General features: G+C 71.5%; 20 protein-coding genes and 1 pseudogene. 12 read left to right on the top strand and 9 right to left on the bottom strand.

All coding sequences use genetic code 11. The features are described 5' to 3' along the window. The first annotated feature begins 651 nt into the window (after positions 1–651). From F1721_RS11210 to F1721_RS11230, 5 genes are all read left to right on the top strand, one after another. Positions 652–1758 carry a type III polyketide synthase gene (locus F1721_RS11210; RefSeq protein WP_150066567.1) on the top strand — a complete coding sequence of 369 codons (1107 nt, stop codon included), beginning with the start codon at positions 652–654 and terminating at the stop codon, positions 1756–1758. Then, positions 1758–2963, top strand: coding sequence for a cytochrome P450 (locus F1721_RS11215; protein ID WP_150066568.1), 1206 nt, complete (start codon positions 1758–1760; stop codon positions 2961–2963). Before F1721_RS11210 ends, F1721_RS11215 begins: the two co-directional genes overlap by 1 nt. A 10-nt stretch (positions 2964–2973) precedes the next feature. Then, complete coding sequence (locus F1721_RS11220; protein WP_246154680.1) at positions 2974–3498, top strand: cupin domain-containing protein; 525 nt, start codon at positions 2974–2976, stop codon at positions 3496–3498. A 529-nt stretch (positions 3499–4027) separates the two neighbouring features. After that, positions 4028–4699, top strand: coding sequence for a TetR/AcrR family transcriptional regulator (locus F1721_RS11225; RefSeq protein ID WP_170301453.1), 672 nt, complete (start codon positions 4028–4030; stop codon positions 4697–4699). Next, the gene (locus F1721_RS11230) at positions 4696–5571 is read left to right on the top strand and encodes an alpha/beta fold hydrolase (protein WP_150066570.1); all 876 of its coding nucleotides are present in this window, start codon (positions 4696–4698) and stop codon (positions 5569–5571) included. The genes F1721_RS11225 and F1721_RS11230 overlap by 4 nt, the downstream gene beginning before the upstream one ends. Before the next feature lie 3 nt (positions 5572–5574). Here the strand turns inward: F1721_RS11230 and F1721_RS11235 are convergent, their stop codons facing one another. Both F1721_RS11235 and F1721_RS11240 read right to left on the bottom strand, forming a co-directional pair. Beyond that, positions 5575–5970, bottom strand: a complete 396-nt coding sequence (locus F1721_RS11235) for a PaaI family thioesterase (RefSeq protein WP_425474401.1) — start codon at positions 5968–5970, stop codon at positions 5575–5577. Further along, entirely contained in the window at positions 5967–6689 is a 723-nt protein-coding gene (locus F1721_RS11240) for a 3-keto-5-aminohexanoate cleavage protein (protein WP_150066571.1), read from the bottom strand. The genes F1721_RS11235 and F1721_RS11240 overlap by 4 nt, the downstream gene beginning before the upstream one ends. A 112-nt stretch (positions 6690–6801) precedes the next feature. Here F1721_RS11240 and F1721_RS11245 point away from each other — a divergent pair, with 112 nt between their 5' ends. Next, on the top strand, positions 6802–7371 hold the full coding sequence (locus F1721_RS11245) for a hypothetical protein (protein ID WP_246154681.1): 570 nt from the start codon (positions 6802–6804) through the stop codon (positions 7369–7371). 6 nt (positions 7372–7377) lie between these two features. Here F1721_RS11245 and F1721_RS11250 read toward each other — a convergent pair whose 3' ends face one another. From F1721_RS11250 to F1721_RS35625, 3 genes and pseudogenes are all read right to left on the bottom strand, one after another. Then, the gene (locus tag F1721_RS11250) at positions 7378–8013 is read right to left on the bottom strand and encodes a response regulator (RefSeq protein WP_150066573.1); all 636 of its coding nucleotides are present in this window, start codon (positions 8011–8013) and stop codon (positions 7378–7380) included. Continuing rightward, complete coding sequence (locus F1721_RS35025) at positions 8010–8366, bottom strand: sensor histidine kinase (protein ID WP_246154682.1); 357 nt, start codon at positions 8364–8366, stop codon at positions 8010–8012. Before F1721_RS35025 ends, F1721_RS11250 begins: the two co-directional genes overlap by 4 nt. 123 nt (positions 8367–8489) lie before the next feature. Next, positions 8490–8576: pseudogene (locus F1721_RS35625) on the bottom strand (hypothetical protein); the annotation flags it as partial. A gap of 13 nt (positions 8577–8589) precedes the next feature. On the opposite strand from F1721_RS35625, the gene F1721_RS35030 reads away from it, so the two are divergent. The 3 genes from F1721_RS35030 to F1721_RS11265 all read left to right on the top strand — a co-directional run bounded on the left by F1721_RS35030 (position 8590) and on the right by F1721_RS11265 (position 11170). Continuing rightward, positions 8590–9201 (top strand): hypothetical protein, encoded by a 612-nt coding sequence (locus F1721_RS35030; RefSeq protein ID WP_246154683.1) that lies wholly within the window; start codon positions 8590–8592, stop codon positions 9199–9201. Positions 9202–9422: 221 nt separating this feature from the next. After that, complete coding sequence (locus F1721_RS11260) at positions 9423–10490, top strand: FtsX-like permease family protein (RefSeq protein WP_150066574.1); 1068 nt, start codon at positions 9423–9425, stop codon at positions 10488–10490. Then, entirely contained in the window at positions 10487–11170 is a 684-nt protein-coding gene (locus F1721_RS11265; RefSeq protein ID WP_150066575.1) for an ABC transporter ATP-binding protein, read from the top strand. Before F1721_RS11260 ends, F1721_RS11265 begins: the two co-directional genes overlap by 4 nt. Before the next feature lie 50 nt (positions 11171–11220). Here F1721_RS11265 and trpS read toward each other — a convergent pair whose 3' ends face one another. Then, entirely contained in the window at positions 11221–12273 is a 1053-nt protein-coding gene (trpS, locus tag F1721_RS11270) for a tryptophan--tRNA ligase (RefSeq protein WP_150066576.1), read from the bottom strand. A gap of 198 nt (positions 12274–12471) precedes the next feature. Then, positions 12472–13218: a GNAT family N-acetyltransferase gene (locus tag F1721_RS11275; protein ID WP_246154685.1), complete on the bottom strand. Its 747-nt coding sequence runs from the start codon at positions 13216–13218 to the stop codon at positions 12472–12474. 161 nt (positions 13219–13379) lie between these two features. On the opposite strand from F1721_RS11275, the gene F1721_RS11280 reads away from it, so the two are divergent. Both F1721_RS11280 and F1721_RS11285 read left to right on the top strand, forming a co-directional pair. Continuing rightward, complete coding sequence (locus F1721_RS11280) at positions 13380–14045, top strand: CatB-related O-acetyltransferase (protein ID WP_150066577.1); 666 nt, start codon at positions 13380–13382, stop codon at positions 14043–14045. Between the two features lie 32 nt (positions 14046–14077). After that, positions 14078–14863, top strand: a complete 786-nt coding sequence (locus F1721_RS11285; RefSeq protein WP_150066578.1) for an SDR family NAD(P)-dependent oxidoreductase — start codon at positions 14078–14080, stop codon at positions 14861–14863. A 13-nt stretch (positions 14864–14876) separates the two neighbouring features. On the opposite strand, the gene F1721_RS11290 is transcribed toward F1721_RS11285, so the two are convergent. Both F1721_RS11290 and F1721_RS11295 read right to left on the bottom strand, forming a co-directional pair. Next, positions 14877–15587 (bottom strand): hypothetical protein, encoded by a 711-nt coding sequence (locus tag F1721_RS11290; RefSeq protein ID WP_150066945.1) that lies wholly within the window; start codon positions 15585–15587, stop codon positions 14877–14879. A 72-nt stretch (positions 15588–15659) separates the two neighbouring features. Beyond that, positions 15660–16688, bottom strand: a complete 1029-nt coding sequence (locus tag F1721_RS11295; RefSeq protein ID WP_150066579.1) for a LacI family DNA-binding transcriptional regulator — start codon at positions 16686–16688, stop codon at positions 15660–15662. A 117-nt stretch (positions 16689–16805) separates the two neighbouring features. On the opposite strand from F1721_RS11295, the gene F1721_RS11300 reads away from it, so the two are divergent. After that, entirely contained in the window at positions 16806–18020 is a 1215-nt protein-coding gene (locus F1721_RS11300) for an amino acid ABC transporter substrate-binding protein (protein ID WP_246154686.1), read from the top strand. Positions 18021–18027 lie beyond the last annotated feature (7 nt).

Below are 18027 nucleotides of genomic sequence, written 5' to 3' on the forward strand. Positions count from 1 at the left end.
CAGGGGGTCATCCGCCGCGACCCGCCAGCGCGCCGGGATTCGGCTGAACCGAAGGACGCTGACCCAGCGCAGGCGCCACACGTGAGCGAGTCCGACGGACACCGGGCCGCATCGCCCCGAACGGTCATCGAGCCGGATGTTCGCCGCGCACATGCGGGACCGAGTCGACCCGCGGTGAAAGCCGCCAGCGAAGGCCCTTTCGGCCTCGTCTCCGCAGGTCGTCAATATGCCGATAATGTACATTATGTTAAGTAACGCGGATCGGCGGTGTTCCCACCCCTCTTCCGGTGTTGCTGTCCGCTCCTCATCGACTGAGCCATCCCGCAGATGCCGTTGTGTGTCGGAGGGTCTTCCCCGCGCCACGGCGCACGTGGCTGACGGTCATGCGTAGGGCGCGGTGGGTTCGACGAAGCTTGCAGAAACCAGGGCAGGACAAGCACGGCTCGCACCTTCGTCCCGCGCGTGATCACGGGTGCTACTCCCCTGGCGCGCCTGTCGTTCGGTCGCGTACTGGTGTCCTCCCATCAGTGGTTTTGCTGGGCGAACGGTGCTCATCCTGGTCGCCGGGGCTCATCGGGCCCCAGATGATGGGAAAGCAGGTTTCCTCTTCGCTGCAGGGCGTCCCGTTCATCCGTACCGATGGAGGTTGTGGTGGCAATTCTGTGCCGACCAGCGGTCGCGGTCCCCGAACACGTCATCACCGTTGAGGAAACCCTCGAACTCGCCGAGCGGGTCCACGCCGGTCATCCGCAGCTCCCGCTCGTGCTGCGCCTGATCAGCAACACCGGGGTGCGCAAGCGACATCTGATCCGGCCGATCGGGAAAACGTTGGAACATCCCGGGTTCGAGGTCCGGAACCGGATCTTCGAGGAGCAGGCCAAGCAGCGCGTCCCCGAGGTGGCCGCGCAGGCCCTGGCCAACGCCGGGCTGCAGGCGGGCGACATCGATCTGCTCGTGTTCGTCTCCTGCACCGGGTTCACGATGCCGTCGATGACGTCCTGGCTGATCAACTCGATGGGGTTCCGCCCGGACACCCGGCAGCTGCCCATCGCTCAGCTCGGGTGCGCGGCCGGAGGTGCGGCGATCAACCGGGCGCACGACTTCTGCACGGCCTACCCGGATCTGAACGCGCTGATCATCGCCTGCGAGTTCTGCTCGCTGTGCTACCAGCCCACCGACCACGACGTGGGATCGCTGTTGTCCAACGGGTTGTTCGGCGATGCGGTGGCCGCGGCGGTCGTGCGGGGTGCTGGAGGCAGCGGTGTGCTGCTGGAGCGCAATGCGGCCTCGCTGATCCCCGGCACCTGCAGCTGGATCTCCTACGAGGTCAAGGCCACCGGATTCCACTTCCGGTTGGACAAGCGGGTCCCCACGACGATGGGCCCGCTGGCACCCGCGCTGCGTGCACTGGTCGACACCCACGGGTGGGACGTCGCGGCGCTGGACTTCTACATCGTCCACGCCGGTGGGCCGCGGATCCTCGACGACCTCTCCCGGTTCCTCGGGGTGCCCGCGGAGGCGTTCCGGTTCAGCAGGGCGACGCTGACCGAGTGCGGCAACATCGCCAGCGCCGTGGTGCTGGATGCGTTGTCGCGGATGTTCGACGAGGGCTCGCTACCAGATCGGGCGCGTGGACTGCTCGCCGGTTTCGGGCCGGGTATCAGTGCGGAGATGGCGGTGGGCAGCTGGCTTCCGGAGGCGGACATCCCCCGGCCCCGTGCCGAGCCGGTGGCCGCGCGAGTGGCGGGAGGTCGCTGATGGGCGGTTGTCCGGCGCGGTTGTACGAGCCGCCGAACATCTCGGGTTTGGGGTTCGAACCGGAGCTGGCCGAGTTCCTGCACGACGAGCCGGTGGCCCGGATCCGGATGCGGTTCGGCGAGGGCGAGGCGTGGTTGGTCACGCGGTACGAGGACGTCAAGTTCGTGACCTCGGATCCGCGGTTCAGCCGGAAGGCGCTCGCGGGCCGGTCGTTCCCGAAGATGACCCCGCACCACATTCCGATGGATCGCGCGCTGAGCTTTGCCGATCCTCCGGAGCACGGGCGGATTCGGCGGGTGGTGGCGAAGGCGTTCGCACCGCGCTCGGTCGAGCTGTTGCGAGGTCGGGCTGAGCAGTGGGTGTCCGAGCGGGTGGATGCCTTGGTGGCGGCGGGGCGGCCCGCCGATCTGGTGGAGCACGTGACCTCGCCGTTCCCGATGGCGGTGATCGGTGAGGTGCTGGGGGTGCCGGAGGCCGATCGGCCGTGGTTCGTCGAGTGCGCGACGACGCTGATGCAGGTGGCGCAGGACCAGGGCGAAGTCGACCGGGCCTATCGGGTGCGGGCGGAGGTGTACGAGTACCTCCACGAGCTGGTCGCACGTCGTCGGGTGCAGCCCCGTGATGATCTGATGTCGGTGCTGGCCGGGGCGCGTGACCGCGGTGAGCTCGACGATGAGGAATTGGGCGCGTTGGCGACCCTGATCGCGTTGAACGGTTGGCACGCGGTTCGGTGCAACAGCTCCTGCATGGTGTACGTGCTGCTGACGGACGTGCGGTTGCGGGAGCGGTTGCTGGCGGACCGGGCGCTGATCCCTCGGGCGGTGGAGGAGTTGCTGCGCTTCATCCCGCACAAGCGGGGTGTTGGCCAGCCGCGGGTTGCGTTGGAGGACGTGGAGATCCGGGGAGTTCGGATCCGGGCCGGTGAGCTCGTGTACGTCTCCTACGTGGCGGCGAACTGGGATCCAGCGGTGTTCCCGGAGCCGGATCGGGTTGATCTCGACCGGGTGGAGGTGCCGCATCTGGCGTTCGGGCATGGTCCGCACTACTGCGTGGGTCCGCTGTTGGCCCGGATGGAGTCGCAGGTGCTGCTGGAGGTGTTGTTGTTGCGGTTGCCGACGTTGCGGTTGGCGGTGGCGCCGCAGGAGGTCGGTTGGCAGCGGGAAGCACTGATCCGGACGCCGGTGGCGCTGCCGGTGGTGTGGTGACCGGGCGGAGGTGTTGCGGGTGACCGGTTTGGTGGTTCCGCCGGGGCGGGGCAAGCGCATCGTCACCGGGGCGCAGGAGGTGACGTTCAAGGTGACGGGGGCGCATTCGCGGGCGTCGTCGAGTTTCGAGGTGGTGGTTCCGCCGGGGTTCGACGTGGGTGCGCATGTGCATGCCCGCAGCGAGGAGTTGTTCTACGTGCTGGAGGGTGAGTTGGATCTGCTGGCGTTCGAGCCGGTGGTGCGCGCTGGTGACGGTTGGCGGGATTGGGAGAGCGACGCCGGTGACCGGGTTTACCGCGCGGGTCCGGGCAGCGTGATGTTCGTGCCACCGGGCTGTCCGCACGCGTTCGCCAACCCGGGGCCCGAGCCCGCGAAGATGTTCTTCCAGTCGTCGCCGCCGTCGCACCACGAGCGGTACTTCGAGGAGTTGCTGGAGATCCTGGAGGCCCCCGGCGGGGTGGATCATGCTGCGGTGGCTGATCTGCGCCAGCGCTACGACATCGAGCAGTTGACCCCGCTGCACTTCGAGTCCTGATCTCGCGCCGAGGGAGTTGGCGGCCCACATGACCCTTCCCCTGTGCAGCACTGCGACGCTGGTTGTGCGCCACTCCCCTTGTGAGTTGGCGAAAGGCGCTGGGCTCCGGGCTTCTCGGTGGCTTGAGGTTCAGTCCGTACGATGACTGAACGTAGTCAGGATGCTGGGGTGGTTGACTCGCTGGTTGGGGTGCCTCTCCCCTGGTTCTGGGAGCGGCTCGGGGTTTCCGTCGAGGATGATTGGGTGTTTTTCGCGCGCAGCAACGGGTTCCGGGTTGCGTTCGAGGTGTGCGGGGACGGTCCTCCGCTGGTTCTGCACCCGGGGATGTTCCAGATCGGTGAGCGCTGGGATCGGGCGGGGTGCACCGCTCCCCTGGCCTCGTCGCACACGGTGATCACCATCGATCCGCTGGGGCTCGGGGCCAGTGATGCTCCGCAGGACGCTTCCGGGTCGAGGTGGGGTCGGCGGGTAGGTGTTTCGTAGTGACCAGATCTGCAATACTGGTCACTACGAGACCTCGGGAGGCGCTGTGCCCCGTTCGACCATTCCCGACCGCGCGAACGTGATCCTGGATCAGGCGCGCGAGATCGTGCTGGAGAAGGGCTACCAGCGCACCACCATCGCTGAGATCGCCCGCCGCGCCGGGGTCGGCAAGGGGGCGGTCTACCTGGACTTCCCCTCCAAGGAGGCGCTGCTGGACGCGCTGCTCGTCCGCTCGGCGCGGTCGCTGACGCAGGCGGTGCGCGATCGGGTGGACCGCAGCGCTCAGCCGGTGGCGCTGTCGGCGGTCTACCGCTTCGGGCTCGAGGCGCTGCTGGGCGATGAGCTGATGCTGGCCTGCTACCTGGCCGACGACGGTGTGCTCGGCGGCTACCTGCGGGAGAAGGGGCCGCAGCGGTACCGGCCACGGATGGACTGGTTGGCCGACTACGTCGCCGAGCTGAGCCGGGCGGGGCTGCTGCGCGCCGATCTGGATCCGGGCGCGGCGTCGCTGATGATGTCGGTGTTCGCCGTGGGGTTGGCGAACGCCTCGGCGACGGTGGGGGCGCTGACCGGGGAGCAGCTGGGACAAGCGGTGGAGTTGATGGCCGGGTTGATCGCCGCCGGGTGGGAGGTCGGTGACGGGGCCGATCCCGCGGCCGCGCACCGGGCGCACATCCGGTTGCTGGAGCTGTTGGCCGACCAGATCGGAGCGTCATGACCGCCGATGTTTTCGCCCGCTACCAGGACGTCTGGCTGCCGCAGGGGCCGTTGCGGGTGTACCGGGCCGGGCCGGAAGGTGCGCCGTGCGTGGTGTTGCTGCATGGGGCGATGCTGGACACCGCGGAGCTGACGTGGCGGCACCTGATGCCGGTGCTGGCTCGTGATCGGCAGGTGGTGGCGGTGGACATGCCGCGGCACGGCGGGTCGCGGCCGTGGGAGGGGCTGGTGGATCAGGCGCGGATGGAGCGTGTGGTCGACGAGCTGCTGGATCACTTCGGGATCTCCCGCGCCGCGCTGGTGGGGTTGTCGATGGGCGGTGGGGTCGGCATCGGGTACGCGTTGGCGCGTCCGGAGCGGGTTTCCGGGCTCGTGGCGATCAACCCGGGCGGGCTGGACGACAAGCGGCCGTGGCAGCTGCTGACGTGGTTGGGGTTGCAGTGGGGTGCGTTGTTGCGCTGGTCGGCGCGGTGGGTGGCCTCGCCTTCACTGTTACGGCGTTCGATGGTCAAGACGTTCACCCAGGGCGAGGGCACCCGGGACTTCGAGGTGCTGATGGGGTTGATCGAGGCCGAGGCGCGGCGGCGGGTGGAGCACGGTGAGCGGGCGCTGGACGACTGGCAGATCGCTGCTTTCGGGCCGTGGCGGATGCGGCTCAACCACACCCTGGTGCTGGCGGGGTTGCGGGTTCCGTCGCTGTGGGTGCACGGGAAGCTGGACACGTTGGTCAGCGAGGCGGTGATGCGGCGGGCGGCGGAGTCGGCTCCGAGGGCGTCCTACGTGGGCATCGACGGGGCCGGGCACGTGGCGTTGCTGGATCAGCCCGATGCGGTCAACGGGGCGATCGTGTCCTTCCTCGACGGGCTGGACTGAGCGCTAGGCGGTCAGGACCGCTTGGGTCTGGGTGGTGTGGCCGAGGCGGCGGCCGGTGTCGTCGAGCAGTTCGGTCTGCACGGTGATGCTGGTGCGGCCCACGTGGAGGGGGCGGCTCACCGCGTGCAGGGTGCCTTCGCGCAGGGCGCGGAAGAAGTTGGTCTTGGACTCGGTGGTGGCGGTACTGGCGCCGTCGGGCAGGTTGAGGTGGGCGCAGATCGCGCCTGCGGAGTCGGCCAGGGTCATGACCGCTCCCCCGTGCAGCACTCCTCCCGCGGTGCAGTGCTGGGGCGCCCAGTCCAGGTGGGCGCGGACCTCGTGCGGGGTGGCTTCGGTCAGGTGCACGCCGAGGGCCTGGGCGAAGGGCATCAGGGCGATCAGCTGCTGGTGGTCGGTCACCGGGCTCCCCCGGTGAGCATCCTGGTGGCGGCGGTGACGAGTTCGGCGTTGTCGGCGGCGATCTGCCCGTCGGGCAGCACGAGGGTGTCCTCCAGGCCGATGCGGGTGGCCAGGCCGCGGCGGGCGGCCACGGCCAGCACCGGCCAGGCTCCGGCGGCTTCGCCGTGCAGGAGGATCGGGGCGGGTGCGGGGTGCAGGCGGGCCAGCAGCGCTTCGGCGGTGGTGGCCGCGCCGCGGGCGGTGAGGTCGGTGACCTCGGCGAGGATGCGCAGCACGCGGTTGCGGTGCGGTGAGCGGTGGAACTGCTGGTCGGCGTCGGTGCCGGAGTAGATGCCAGCTTCCACGCCGATGCCGCGTTCGAGCAGGGTGGCGGCGACGTCGTCGGCGCCGGGTTCGTGCCAGTTGACCGAGGCGTGGTCGGGCAGCACGGTCCAGGCGCGGATGGCCCGGATGCGGGCGGCGGCGTCGGGGGCGGTCCAGGCGCCGGTGGTGACGCCGACCGGGATGCCGGGTGCGGCGGCGCGCACGGCGCGCACGGTGGCGGCCACCAGGTGCGGGTCGAGGCTGTCGGTGCCGTCGGGGGCTTTGGGGTGCAGGTGGATGTCGGTGGCTCCGGCGGCCACCGCGTCGGCGGCGGCCTTGGCCAGTTCCTCCGGGTGCACGGGCAGGTGGAAGTGCTCGCGCGGTGACCGGGCGCCGTTGAGGCAGACCTGCAGCATGGCTCGATTCTCCCCTGGTGGGAGGCTGGTGCGGAAGTTGGCGAACCCGTTTCGTGATCATCTCGCAGCGCTGCCCCACCATCGGTGGATGGCGGCGGCTAGCGTGGGTGGGGTGTTGAGCAAGCGGATCCTGCGTGGTGTGGCTGCCGGGGAGATCACCGAGGCCTACCTGCGCTGGCCCAGCCGGTTGGCCGAGCCGGGCAGCCAGTTGAGCACGGCGGTGGGGTTGATCGGCATCGGTGCGGTGGTGCGGGTCGATCCCGCCGAGCTGACCGATGCCGATGCGCGGCGGGCCGGGTTCGGTTCTGCGGCGGGGTTGCGGTCGTCGTTGGACAAGCACGGGCGGGGTGAGGTGTACCGGCTGGTGCTGAGCTTCGACGGGCCTGCGCCGCAGGTGGTGTCGCAGCCGGTGGTGCTGGGGGTGTCCGAGCGGGCTGCGATCGACCGGGAGCTGGCGCGGTTGGACGTGTCGGCGCCGCGGGGGCCGTGGACGCGTCAGGTGCTGGAGGTGTTGCGGCGGCGGCCGGGTGTTCGCGCGGCTGAGCTCGCCGCGGAGCAGAACCGGCCGGTGTCGCGGTGCAAGTCCGACGTGTGGCGGTTGCGGGAGTTGGGGCTGGTCGAGCCGGTGGCGGACGGGTTCGGGCTCTCGGCGCGGGGGCGGGCGTTCCTCGGCGGTGGCTGATGCGGGTCAGCGGGGGCGGATGATGCCGCGTTGCAGGGCGGTGGTGATGGCTGCGGTGCGGTTGTCGACTTCGAGCTTGTCGTAGATGTGCACCAGGTGGGTCTTGACGGTGGCTTCGCTGATGAACAGGGCTTTGGACAGCGCCCGGTTGGACAGGCCCTGGGCCAGCAGCTGCAGGATCTCCACCTCGCGGGGGCTCAGCGCGGGCTGGGGTCGGCGCAGGTGGCCCAGCAGGCGGGCGGCCACGCCGGGGGCCAGCGCGGTCTGGCCCTGGGCGGCCAGCTGCACGGCTTGGCAGAGCTCTTCGGGCGGGGCGTCTTTGAGCATGTAGCCGGTGGCGCCTGCTTCGACGGCGGCCAGGATGTCGGCGTCGGAGTCGTAGGTGGTCAGCACCAGCACCGGTGGGCCGCCGTCGGCGGTGATGCGGCGGGTGGCGGTGACGCCGTCCATGCCGGTGGGCATCTGCAGGTCCATCAGGACGATGTCGACGTCGGCGCTGGTCAGGGCGTCGAGGGCGGCTTGGCCGTCGGCGGCTTCGGCGACCACGGTCATGCCCGGCTGGTCGTCGAACATGGCGCGCAGGCCGCGCCGCACCACGGGGTGGTCGTCGACGAGCAGGATGCGCAGCGGATCGGCGTTCACCGGATCTCCTCGGGGGTCAGGGGCAGCCGGATGGCCACCGCGGTGCCGTCGCCGGGTGCGGATTCCACGGCCATCGATCCGCCCAGGGCGGTGATGCGTTCGCGCAGGCCGGTCAGCCCGTAGCCGCTGCCGTCCGGGGCGGGGCGGACCGCGGTGGGGTCGAATCCGGTGCCGTCGTCGTAGATGTCGAGGGTGACTTCGGTGTCGAGGTAGCCGAGGGTGACCACGGCGGTGCTGGCGCGGGCGTGGCGGGTGACGTTGGACAGGCTGGTCTGGGCGGCGCGCAGCAGCGCTACTTCGTAGCTGGAGGGCAGTGCGACGGGGGTGCCGTTGGTGTGCAGTCGGCAGTGCACGCCGGTTTCGCGGGCGGTGTTGGCGCACAGCCTTTCGAGTGCTTGCGGGAGTCCGGCGTCGCTGAGCGAGGGTGGGCGCAGGTCGTGGACGAAGCGGCGGGCTTCGTCGAGGTTGTCGGCGGCGGTGCGGTGGGCTTCGGTGATGCGGGCGCGGGCTTTGTCGGCCTCGGGTGGCAGGGCGGATTCGGCGGCGCGCAGCAGCAGGACGATGCTGGAGAGGCCTTTGGGCGAGGGTGTCGTGGATTTCGCGGGCCAGTCGTTCGCGTTCGGCGGCGACCCCGGCCTGGTGCTGGGTGGTGGCCAGTTCGGCGCGGGTGCGGGTGAGGTCGTCGATGAGGGCCTGGCGGCGTTGGGTCTCGGCGTAGATGGCGGCGTATCCCCACGTGATGACGACGGCGACACCGGCGCCGATGATCGGGCCGAGCACCATGCCCACGCTCCAGGTGCCGGTGCGCCAGCCTTGCGCGACCACGACCACGGCGGTGACGACCACGACTGCGACCAGGGCGTGGCGGCCGTGCAGCAGGTGCAGGTGCAGGAAGAACAGCGGGAAGGCCAGCCAGGCGAAGTCGGGGCTGATGGCCAGCAGGGCGGCCCAGACCGCGGTGACCGCGGCCAGCCAGGTCATCGCCAGCCACCGGCGGTGCAGCGAGTGGCGCAGCAGGGCGCCGGTGCCGTAGACGGCGGTGAGCACGAGGGCTCCGGCCACCGCGAGCCAGCCGGTGGGGTGGGTCAGGGCGACGCGGGCGGTGGCGATGGCCAGCAGCAGGAGGAAGCCGGTGTGGAAGGCCAGGCGCACCAGCCGCAGGACGGCGGCCAGGCCCGGGCTGGGTGAGGCGGTGTCGGGCACTGCGGTCACCTTAGCCGCTGGTGCGGGGGTGTTCACCAGGACCTTTCTAGCCGCTGCGGGGTCGGCCCGGCATCGTTCGTTCGGTTGAGTTCGGGCTGCACCGCGCGGCGCGGCGCAAATCAATCCGCGCTGCGATGGCGGGCGGGCCTGCGGCGGTGAGGCTGGGGTGCGGTAAATGCAGACCACGACCGGAAAGCAGAGCACTCGTGTTCCTCGCCATCCGCGACATCCGCTTCGCCAAGGGGCGGTTCGCGCTCATGGGATCCGTGGTGGGGCTGATCACGCTGCTGATCGTGCTGTTGTCGGGACTGACCGCGGGCCTGGCCCACCAGTCCACCTCAGCGATCGCGCAGCTGCCCGCCACCCGCATCGCCTTCGGGGCTCCCGCCGGGCAGGCCCCGGAGAAGTCCTTCGCCGATTCCTCGGTGACCGCCGAGCAGCTGGCCGCCTACCGGGATGCGCCCGGGGTGCGGTGGGCCGAGCCGCTGGGCATCACCCAGACCCGGCTGGACACCCCCGCCGGGGGTGCGGCGGTCACCGTGTTCGGGGTGGCGCCGGGGGCGGGCCTGTCCCCCGTCCCGGTCGTGCCGGGTGGGCTGGTGATCAGCCGCGAGCTGGCCGAGGGGGCCGGGCTCGTGGTGGGTCAGCGCGTGCAGGCCGGTGCCGCGGAGTTGACCGTTGACGGGATCGTCGAGGACGCCTTCTACAGCCACACGCCGGTGGCGTGGACGGCGTTGGAGACCTGGTCGGCGTTGCGGCCGCCGCACGCCGGTGCCGCGGTGGCCACGGTCATCGCCGCCGACGTCGAGGACCCGTCCGCCGCGGATGCCGCGGCCGGGACCGCTTCGGAGACGGTGGCGGGGAGTTTGTCGGGCATCGGCTCCTACTCCTCGGAGAACGGGTCGCTGCTGATGATGCAGGGGTTGCTGTACGCGATCTCGGCGCTGGTCATCGGCGCGTTCATGACCGTGTGGACGATCCAGCGCAGCGGTGACATCGCCGTGCTCAAGGCGCTGGGCGGGGCCACCGGGTACCTGCTGCGCGATGCGCTGGCGCAGTCGGTGATCGTGCTGCTGCTGGGCGCGGGGCTCGGTGGTGCGGTGGGTGTCGGGTTGGGGGCGGCGGCCGCGCAGGTGGTGCCGTTCCAGCTCACCGCCGCCACGACCGTGCTGCCGGTGGCGTTGATGATCGTGCTGGGCATGGTCGGTGCCGCGCTGGCGGTGCGGCGCATCACCTCCGTCGACCCCTTGACCGCGCTGGGAGCCGCCCGATGAGCCTGGAACTGACCGATGTGCGTGTGACCTATCCCGACGGGGACCGGGTGCTGACCGCGCTGGACGGGGTGAACCTGCGGGTGGCCGCCGGGCAGCTGGTGGCCGTGGCGGGCCCGTCGGGGTCGGGCAAGTCCAGCCTGCTGGCGGTGGCCGCGACGCTGCTGCGCCCCGACTCCGGCCGGGTGGTCCTCGACGGTGTGGACGCCGGGGGCTTGTCGGCGGCGCAGCGCGCCCGGTTGCGGCTGGAGAAGGTCGGCATCGTCTTCCAGCAGCCGAACCTGCTGGCGTCGTTGACCGCGGTCGAGCAGGTGCTGGCCACCCACCACATGCGGGGTGGGTCGGTGCGCCGTCAGCGGCGCGCCGCGGCTGAGCTGCTGGCCACCGTGGGGCTGGACGGCAAGCAGCACCGCCGTCCGCACCAGCTCTCCGGCGGGGAGCGGCAGCGGGTCAACATCGCCCGCGCGCTCGCCGGGCGGCCCGCGGTGCTGCTGGTCGACGAGCCCACCGCCGCGCTCGACCACGACCGCGGCCGCCAGATCGTCGAGCTGCTGGCCGAGGTCACCCGCCAGCACCAGGTCGCCACCGTCATGGTCACCCACGACACCGAGTACCTCGACCAGGTCGACGAGGTCGTGGAGATGCGCGACGGGCGGCTGGGCGCGCTGGAAACCCACCGCTGACCCGCGCCGAGGAGCCGCCGGGCTTTCGGTTCCGGCGGCCCCCCGTGGTGTCAGTAGCGGGTGTTCATCGCCTCGCGCACCTCGGCCAGGGTGGTCTCGGCCAGGGCGTTGGCCGCCGCGTTGCCCCGCCGCAGGACCTCGCGCAGGTAGGCGCGGTCACCGGCCAGCTCCGCCCGGCGGGCGCGCAGCGGCGCCAGGTGCTCGTTGACCGCTTCGGTGACCACCTTCTTGAGCAGCGCCGCTCCGCCCGCGCCGATCTCGGTGGCCAGCTCCTGCGGGTCGCGGCCGCTGCACAACCCGGCCAGCAGCAGCAGGCTGGCCACCTCGGGCCGGGTCTGCGGGTCGTAGGTGATGTGGCGCTGGGAGTCGGTCTTGGCGCCGCGGATTTGCCGGGCGGTCTCATCGGCGGTGGCCGACAGCAGGATCGCGTTGCCGCGGCTCTTGCTCATCTTGGTGCCGTCGGTGCCCAGCAGCAGCGGCGCGGGTGAGAGCAGCGCGTCGGGCTGCGGGAACAGCGGCCGGTAGCGGTCGTTGAAGCGGCGGGCGATGGTGCGGGTCAGCTCCAGGTGCGGCAGCTGGTCCTGGCCCACCGGCACCAGGTTGGCCTTGCCGAACAGGATGTCGGCGGCCTGGTGCGCGGGGTAGGTGAACATCAGGCCGCTGACGGCGGCCTGCCGAGAGTGCGCGATCTCGTCCTTGACCGTGGGGTTGCGGCTGAGCTCGGCCACCGACACCAGGCTCAGGAACGGCAGCAGCAGCTGGTTGAGCGCGGCCACCGCGCTGTGGGTGAAGATCGTGGCGCGCTGCGGGTCGATACCGGCCGCCAGGTAGTCCAGCACCAGGTCCTCGACGTGCTGCTGCAGGTGCTCGGCCACGTCGCGGTCGGTGAGCACCTGGTAGTCGGCGATGACCACCATCAGCTCCACGCCCTGCCGCTGCAGGCGCACCCGGTTGTGCAGGGTGCCGAAGTAGTGGCCCAGGTGCAGCAGGCCGGTGGGGCGGTCGCCGGTGAGCACGCGGAACTGCTGCGGCTGCTGCTGGACGAGCTCCTCCAGCTCGGCGCTGCGGCGCTCGGCTGGGGCGGTCTCGATCAGGCTGGTCATGGTTCTCCCGGAACTTGCTCGGTGGGCCTCGGCCGGACACCCCGCCGATCGTGGGAGAACACGAGAACGGGCCGTTCAACCGAACGGCCCGGGACGATGTCGTGCACGAACTGGTGGCCGCTCCTATCCGGAGCGCCACCACGCCTGGCACGAACTGCGAATCACGACAGCCACTGTACTCGCCGGGCGCAAGCGCGCTCAGTCCAGTGCCAGCTTCATCGAGGTTTCCACGGTGGTGAAGCCGAGCTTGTCGTAGGTGCGGCGGGCGGGGTTGCCGAGGGTGACCGCCAGGCCCAGCACCGGCCAGCCCTGCGCTGCGGTGTGCGCGAGCGCCCGCCGCAGCAGGAGACCGCCCAGACCGGCGTGGTCGGGGCCGGGGAGGCGGAAGAGGTCGCCGATCCAGGCGGTGCCGTTGAAGTCGTTGACCACCACCCCGGCCACCACCTCGTTGTCGGCGTCGACCACCAGGGCGCTGCAGTCCAGCAGCGGGCCCAGCACCCGCCCGCTCAGCAGCGGTTGCAGCTCTTCGCTGAGCACCTGCTGGTCGGTGCCGCCGGAGCCGTCGGGGTGTTCCGGCGGGTAGGCCTGGCGCCAGGCGGGCAGCACTGCGGTGGCCGGGCGGTCGCAGGGCACCACGCGCAGCGGTGCCGGGGGCTTCTGCTCGGCCCAGTGCGGTGGGGGTGGATCGCGGAGCAGGTCGCGGTGCATGGTGGCCGCGTGGCGTGTCACGCGTGCACCGCGCTGGGCCAGGTGCTGGCCGAGGTCTTCGGGGACGACGACCTGCCAGCCGGGCAACTCCGCGGCGAGCACCTCGAGCACCGCCGGGCCGCTGGCGGCCAGCAGCCGGGCGGTGCGGGGCACCCCGGTCACCGCCGCGTAGGAGACCGTCGTCTCGCCCCTGCGCACCACCGCGACGCCCGCAGCGGCGCCGTCCTCTCTCAGCACCCGCCCAGGTCTACACCGCTTCTCCCGGCCGGGCAATCGAATTCCGGCCGTCCGCTCCCGGCGCTAAGATCAACAACGCCGGGGCGGGGTGGTGCGGGCCCGCCGGAACGGGACCACCCTGAACCTGCACACCGGCCGCACCGCCCGAGAAGAGAACCCCGATGCCCAACACGCCCGACCCCACCCGCGTGCACCCCACCACCCGGCCGGAGCTGACCAACGTCGCGTTCCTGTCCACAGTGGTCAGCTCGCCGCTGATCGAGGTCGGCGAGTTCACCTACTACGACGACCCGCAGGGCGCCGCGGAGTTCGAAACCCGCAACGTGCTGTACAACTGCGGTCCCGCCAAGCTGCGCATCGGCCGCTTCTGCGCGCTGGCCACCGGGGTGCGGTTCATCATGCCCGCCGCCAACCACCCGATGATCGGCTGCTCGACCTACCCGTTCACGCTCTTCGGCGGGGACTGGGCCGAGGCCACCCTCGACATCGCCGCCGCGCTGCCCGGCAAGGGCGACACCGTGGTCGGCAACGACGTGTGGATCGGCCGCGACGCCACCGTCATGCCCGGGGTGCGCATCGGCGACGGCGCGGTCATCGCCACCGGTGCGGTGGTCACCAGCGACATCCCCGCCTACGGCATCGCCGGGGGCAACCCCGCCCGCGTCATCCGCCGCCGCTTCTACGACGCCGACGTCGCGCTGCTGCAACGCATCGCCTGGTGGAACTGGCCGATCCCGACCATCACCGAGCACGTGCGCACCATCATGGCCGGGGACCCCAAGCAGCTGGCCGACATCGCCCGCCGCGAGGGGCTGCTGGCCGACTGACCCCACCCCGCACAACTGGAGAGGACACGCGCTTGATCGACCCCCGACTGCGCGATCGCGTCGCGGTGATCACCGGCGCCGACAGCCCGCTGGGCATCGGTGCGGCCATCGCCCGCGCCCTGGCTCGCCAGGGCTGCAAGGTCGTGCTGGCCTCCCGGCCGCGCACGCCCCCGGACACCGCCGACCACGTGCGCGATGCGCTGCGCGCCGACGGGGCCGAGGCCGACTCCCTGGCCGTCGACCTCGCCGAACCCACCGCGGCCCGGGCGGTCTTCGACCACGCCGAGAGCTGCTTCGGGCCGGTGGAGATCCTCGTCAACAACGCCGCGCACCGCGCCCCGGACACCTTCCGGCCCGACCCGGTGCGCGGACTGGTCACCGTCGACGCCGATGTCCTGGACGCCCACCACGCGGTCAACACCCGCGCCCCGGCGCTGCTGATCGCCGAGTTCCACCGCCGCCACCTGCGCCGCAAGGCCCGCTGGGGGCGCATCATCAGCATCTCCACCGACACCGCGCCCGGCACCGCCGGGGCGATCTCCCACCTGGCCAGCAAGCACGCGCTGGAATCGCTGTCGCGGTCGGCGGCCACCGAGCTCGGGCCCGCGGGCACCACGGTCAACATCATCGCGCCCGGCCCGGTGCAGACCGGGTGGCTCTCGGAGCACGCCGCCGCCCGCGCGGCCGAGCTCAGCCCGCTGGGCCGGGTCGGGCGCCCCGACGACATCGCCGACCTGGTCGTCTTCCTCGCCTCCCACCAGGCCCGCTGGATCACCGGCCAGACCCTCTACGCGGGCGGCGGCAAGCGCATGCTCTGACCCCGCTTGCGGCTCAGGCCCGGAAGCCGGGGCGGCGCTCGGCCAGCCGGGCGCGCAGCGGCGCGTAGTCGTGGTCCGGGAACAGCCGCGGGAAGAGCTCCAGCATGATCTCCGCGAACTGCCCGGCGACGTCGAACGGGCCGTCCTCGTCCAGCGAGACGTCGGTGAACAGGAACTGCCAGCCGTAGGTGCCCTTGGTGATGCGCAGCGCCTCGAGGTAGCCGGGGTAGTCCAGATCCATCCGGTGGTAGCCCTTGGTCGTCGCGTCGAACCACAGCTCCGGATCGGTCACGCCCGGTTGGACGCGCAGCATCGACAGGTGCCCGACCCCGCCGTGCGGGGTCCCGTCGAAGCAGCGCAGCTGCGAGTACAGCCGCAGCTGCTCGGGCGTCGGGTCGGGCAGGCGCTCCACGAGCGGGCCCGACCGGATCGCCCGGTGGAGGTTGTCCAGGTGGAACTCCCCGGCGATGAGGGATTCCTCCTCGTACTCGGGGTCGGCGATGTCCCAGAACGCCGTGATCCCGGACATGCGCAGGTGGCAGGCCTTCAGCGCCGGGTCCAGCACGATGCCGTCCCGCTCGGCGAGCTCACCGAAAACCCGGTCGGCGTCACCGGACTCGTCCAGCTGCCCCCGGTCGGCGACGTCCAGCCTGATCTCCGGGCAGGTGCGCAGTTCCTCCAGCACACCGAGCCAGGTCGTCTCGTAGGTGGTCAGCTCGGTCATCATCGGTTCCCTCCGCAACGCTGGGGTTGATCAACTGCTGCGACGCGGGGCGGGAGCCGGTGGTTCCCGCGATCACGGCCGCGGTGGCGCGGTCGACTCGCGCACCACCAGGTGGTGGTCGGTGCTGCGGCGGCGGGGCCGGGCCGAGGGTTCTTTGAGGGCCAGCAGCAGCGCCTGCTCGCCCATCCCGGCCATCGGCAGCCGCACCGTGGTCAGCGCCGGGGACAGGTGCTCGGCCACCGCCACGTCGTCGAACCCGGCCACCGACATCTGCTGCGGCACCACCACGCCTTGCGAGCGCAGCGCCGCCAGCACGCCGATGGCCATGTCGTCGTTGAGCGCGACCACCGCCGTGGTCCGCGGGTGCTCGTCGAGGATCCGCAGCGCGGCGCGGGTGCCGCCGTCGCGGGTGAAGGCCTCCTCGACCACCGGCAGATCCGCCAGCCGCATCCCCGCCGCCCGCAGGGCCTGATCGGCGCCGGCGAGCCGGTCGGCGACCGTGGTCAGCGCCGCCGGGCCCGCGGCGAAGGCGATGCGGCGGTGGCCCAGCGACAGCACGTGCTCGGTGATCGACCGGCCGCCCGCGAGGTTGTCGGGCAGCACCGCGTCGGCGCCCAGGTGGTGGCGGCCGATCACCGCGACCCGGCCCCCGGCGTCCTGGAAGGCCTGCAGCTCCCGCTTGACCGGGGCCTGCACCCGGGCATCGACGAACCCCGACCCGGAGATGACGATCGCCCGCACCCGGTTGGCCACCAGGGCCCGCACCTGCGCCAGCTCGGAGTCGGGATCGCGGCCGGTGTGGCCGATCTGCACCGTCAGCCCCCGCTGCGCGGCCACCCGCAGCACCCCGCTGGCGATCTCGGTGAAGTACGGGTCGCCGATCTCGTGCACCAGCAGCCCCACGCTGGTGCTGGTGCCCCCGGCCAGCGTGCGGGCGTGCACGTCGGCGACGTAGCCCAGCTCGGCGGCCACCTCCCGCACCCGCCCGGCGATGGCGTCGCTGACACCGGCCGCGCCGGACAGCGCCCGCGACGCCGCCGCGATCGACACCCCCGCCGCCTGCGCCACATCGACCAGCCGAGGCCTGGAACGCTGCGCCATCAGGGTCTCCTCTCCCCGCCCGCCCGCAGTGACCCTTGTCACCGCGATCACCGGTACCTATTCTGCCGTAAGCGCTTACGAAAGCGCTTACGACATACCCCCGACGACGGGTGGATCATGAAAACTCCACACGGCACCCGACTCGCGGCCCTGCTGGCCGCCACCGCGCTGACCCTCACCGGCTGCCTCAGCGCCGGCTCCCGAGCCGGTCAGGACACCATCCGCATCGGCATCTCGCTGCCGCTGACCGGCGACTTCTCCGAACCCGGCAAAGGCGTGCGCCGCGGCTACGAGACCTGGGCCGACCACGTCAACTCCCGCGGCGGACTGCTCGGCCGCCAGGTCGAACTGCGCATCCTCGACGACCAGTCCAACGCCGACCGCGTCGCCGCCGACTACGAGAAGCTGATCAACCAGGACGGCGCCGACCTGATCTTCGGCCCCTTCTCCACCCGCCTGGTCATCCCCGCCGCCCAGGTCGCCGAGGACTACGGATTCCTGTTCGTCGAACCCGCCGGCGCCGCCGAAGAGGTCTTCCAGCAGGGCTTCGACAACCTCTTCTACGCCGCCCCCGCGGTGGCCGAAGACCACTACGACCACCTCGCCGAAGCGATCCTGGCCATGCCCCCGCACCAGCGGCCCGCCACCGCCGCCTACGCCGTCATGGACGACCCCTTCGCCAAAGGCACCGCGCACGGCCTCAAAACCCAGCTCGAAGCCGCCGGCGTGCGCACCCTCGTCGACGAGCAGTACCCGCCCAACACCACCGACTTCGGCTCCATCGCCGCCAAGATCGCCGACTCCCGCGCCGAACTGCTCGTCGGCGGCACCCAGTACCAGGACGCGGTCAACCTCATCGTCGCGCTGCGCCAACTCGGCCACCAACCGACCATGGCCGCCTTCTCCACCGCCCCCACCAACCCCGAATTCCCCCGCGCCATCGGCCAGCACACCGAAGGCATCCTCTCGCCCACCGGCTACACCCCGGCCGCCCCCTACCCGTCCAACCAGGAATTCGTCGCCCTGCACCAGCAGAAGTTCGGCACCGAACCCACCGAGGACGAGGCCAACGCCTACACCACCGGCCAAGTCGTGGCCGCCGCCGTGCAGGCCGTCGGCTGCGCCGACCCCGACCCCGACTGCCAGCGCCGCCTCGTCGACTGGCTGCGCACCAACCAGGTCGACACCGTCGTGGGTCCGCTGAGCTGGGACGAAACCGGAAAACCCCGCGGCGCGCACCTCATCCAGCAGTACGTCGACGGCCGCATCCAGATCGTGCTGCCCGACCACGCCGCCCAAACCCGCCTCGTGCACCCGAAACCGGCCTGGTGATGCTCCG

Origin of the sequence: Saccharopolyspora hirsuta (assembly GCF_008630535.1) — a bacterium.
Classification (GTDB): Bacteria; Actinomycetota; Actinomycetes; order Mycobacteriales; family Pseudonocardiaceae; genus Saccharopolyspora; species Saccharopolyspora hirsuta.

Excerpts from the sequence above, each read along its gene's own strand:
- F1721_RS11215 (WP_150066568.1), top strand. The coding sequence starts at position 1,758 with ATGGGCGGTTGTCCGGCGCGGTTGTACGAGCCGCCGAACATCTCGGGT.
- F1721_RS11230 (WP_150066570.1), top strand. The coding sequence starts at position 4,696 with ATGACCGCCGATGTTTTCGCCCGCTACCAGGACGTCTGGCTGCCGCAG.
- F1721_RS11240 (WP_150066571.1), bottom strand. The coding sequence starts at position 6,689 with ATGCTGCAGGTCTGCCTCAACGGCGCCCGGTCACCGCGCGAGCACTTC.
- F1721_RS11265 (WP_150066575.1), top strand. The coding sequence starts at position 10,487 with ATGAGCCTGGAACTGACCGATGTGCGTGTGACCTATCCCGACGGGGAC.
- trpS (WP_150066576.1), bottom strand. The coding sequence starts at position 12,273 with ATGACCAGCCTGATCGAGACCGCCCCAGCCGAGCGCCGCAGCGCCGAG.
- F1721_RS11280 (WP_150066577.1), top strand. The coding sequence starts at position 13,380 with ATGCCCAACACGCCCGACCCCACCCGCGTGCACCCCACCACCCGGCCG.
- F1721_RS11290 (WP_150066945.1), bottom strand. The coding sequence starts at position 15,587 with ATGACCGAGCTGACCACCTACGAGACGACCTGGCTCGGTGTGCTGGAG.
- F1721_RS11295 (WP_150066579.1), bottom strand. The coding sequence starts at position 16,688 with ATGGCGCAGCGTTCCAGGCCTCGGCTGGTCGATGTGGCGCAGGCGGCG.
- F1721_RS11300 (WP_246154686.1), top strand. The coding sequence starts at position 16,806 with ATGAAAACTCCACACGGCACCCGACTCGCGGCCCTGCTGGCCGCCACC.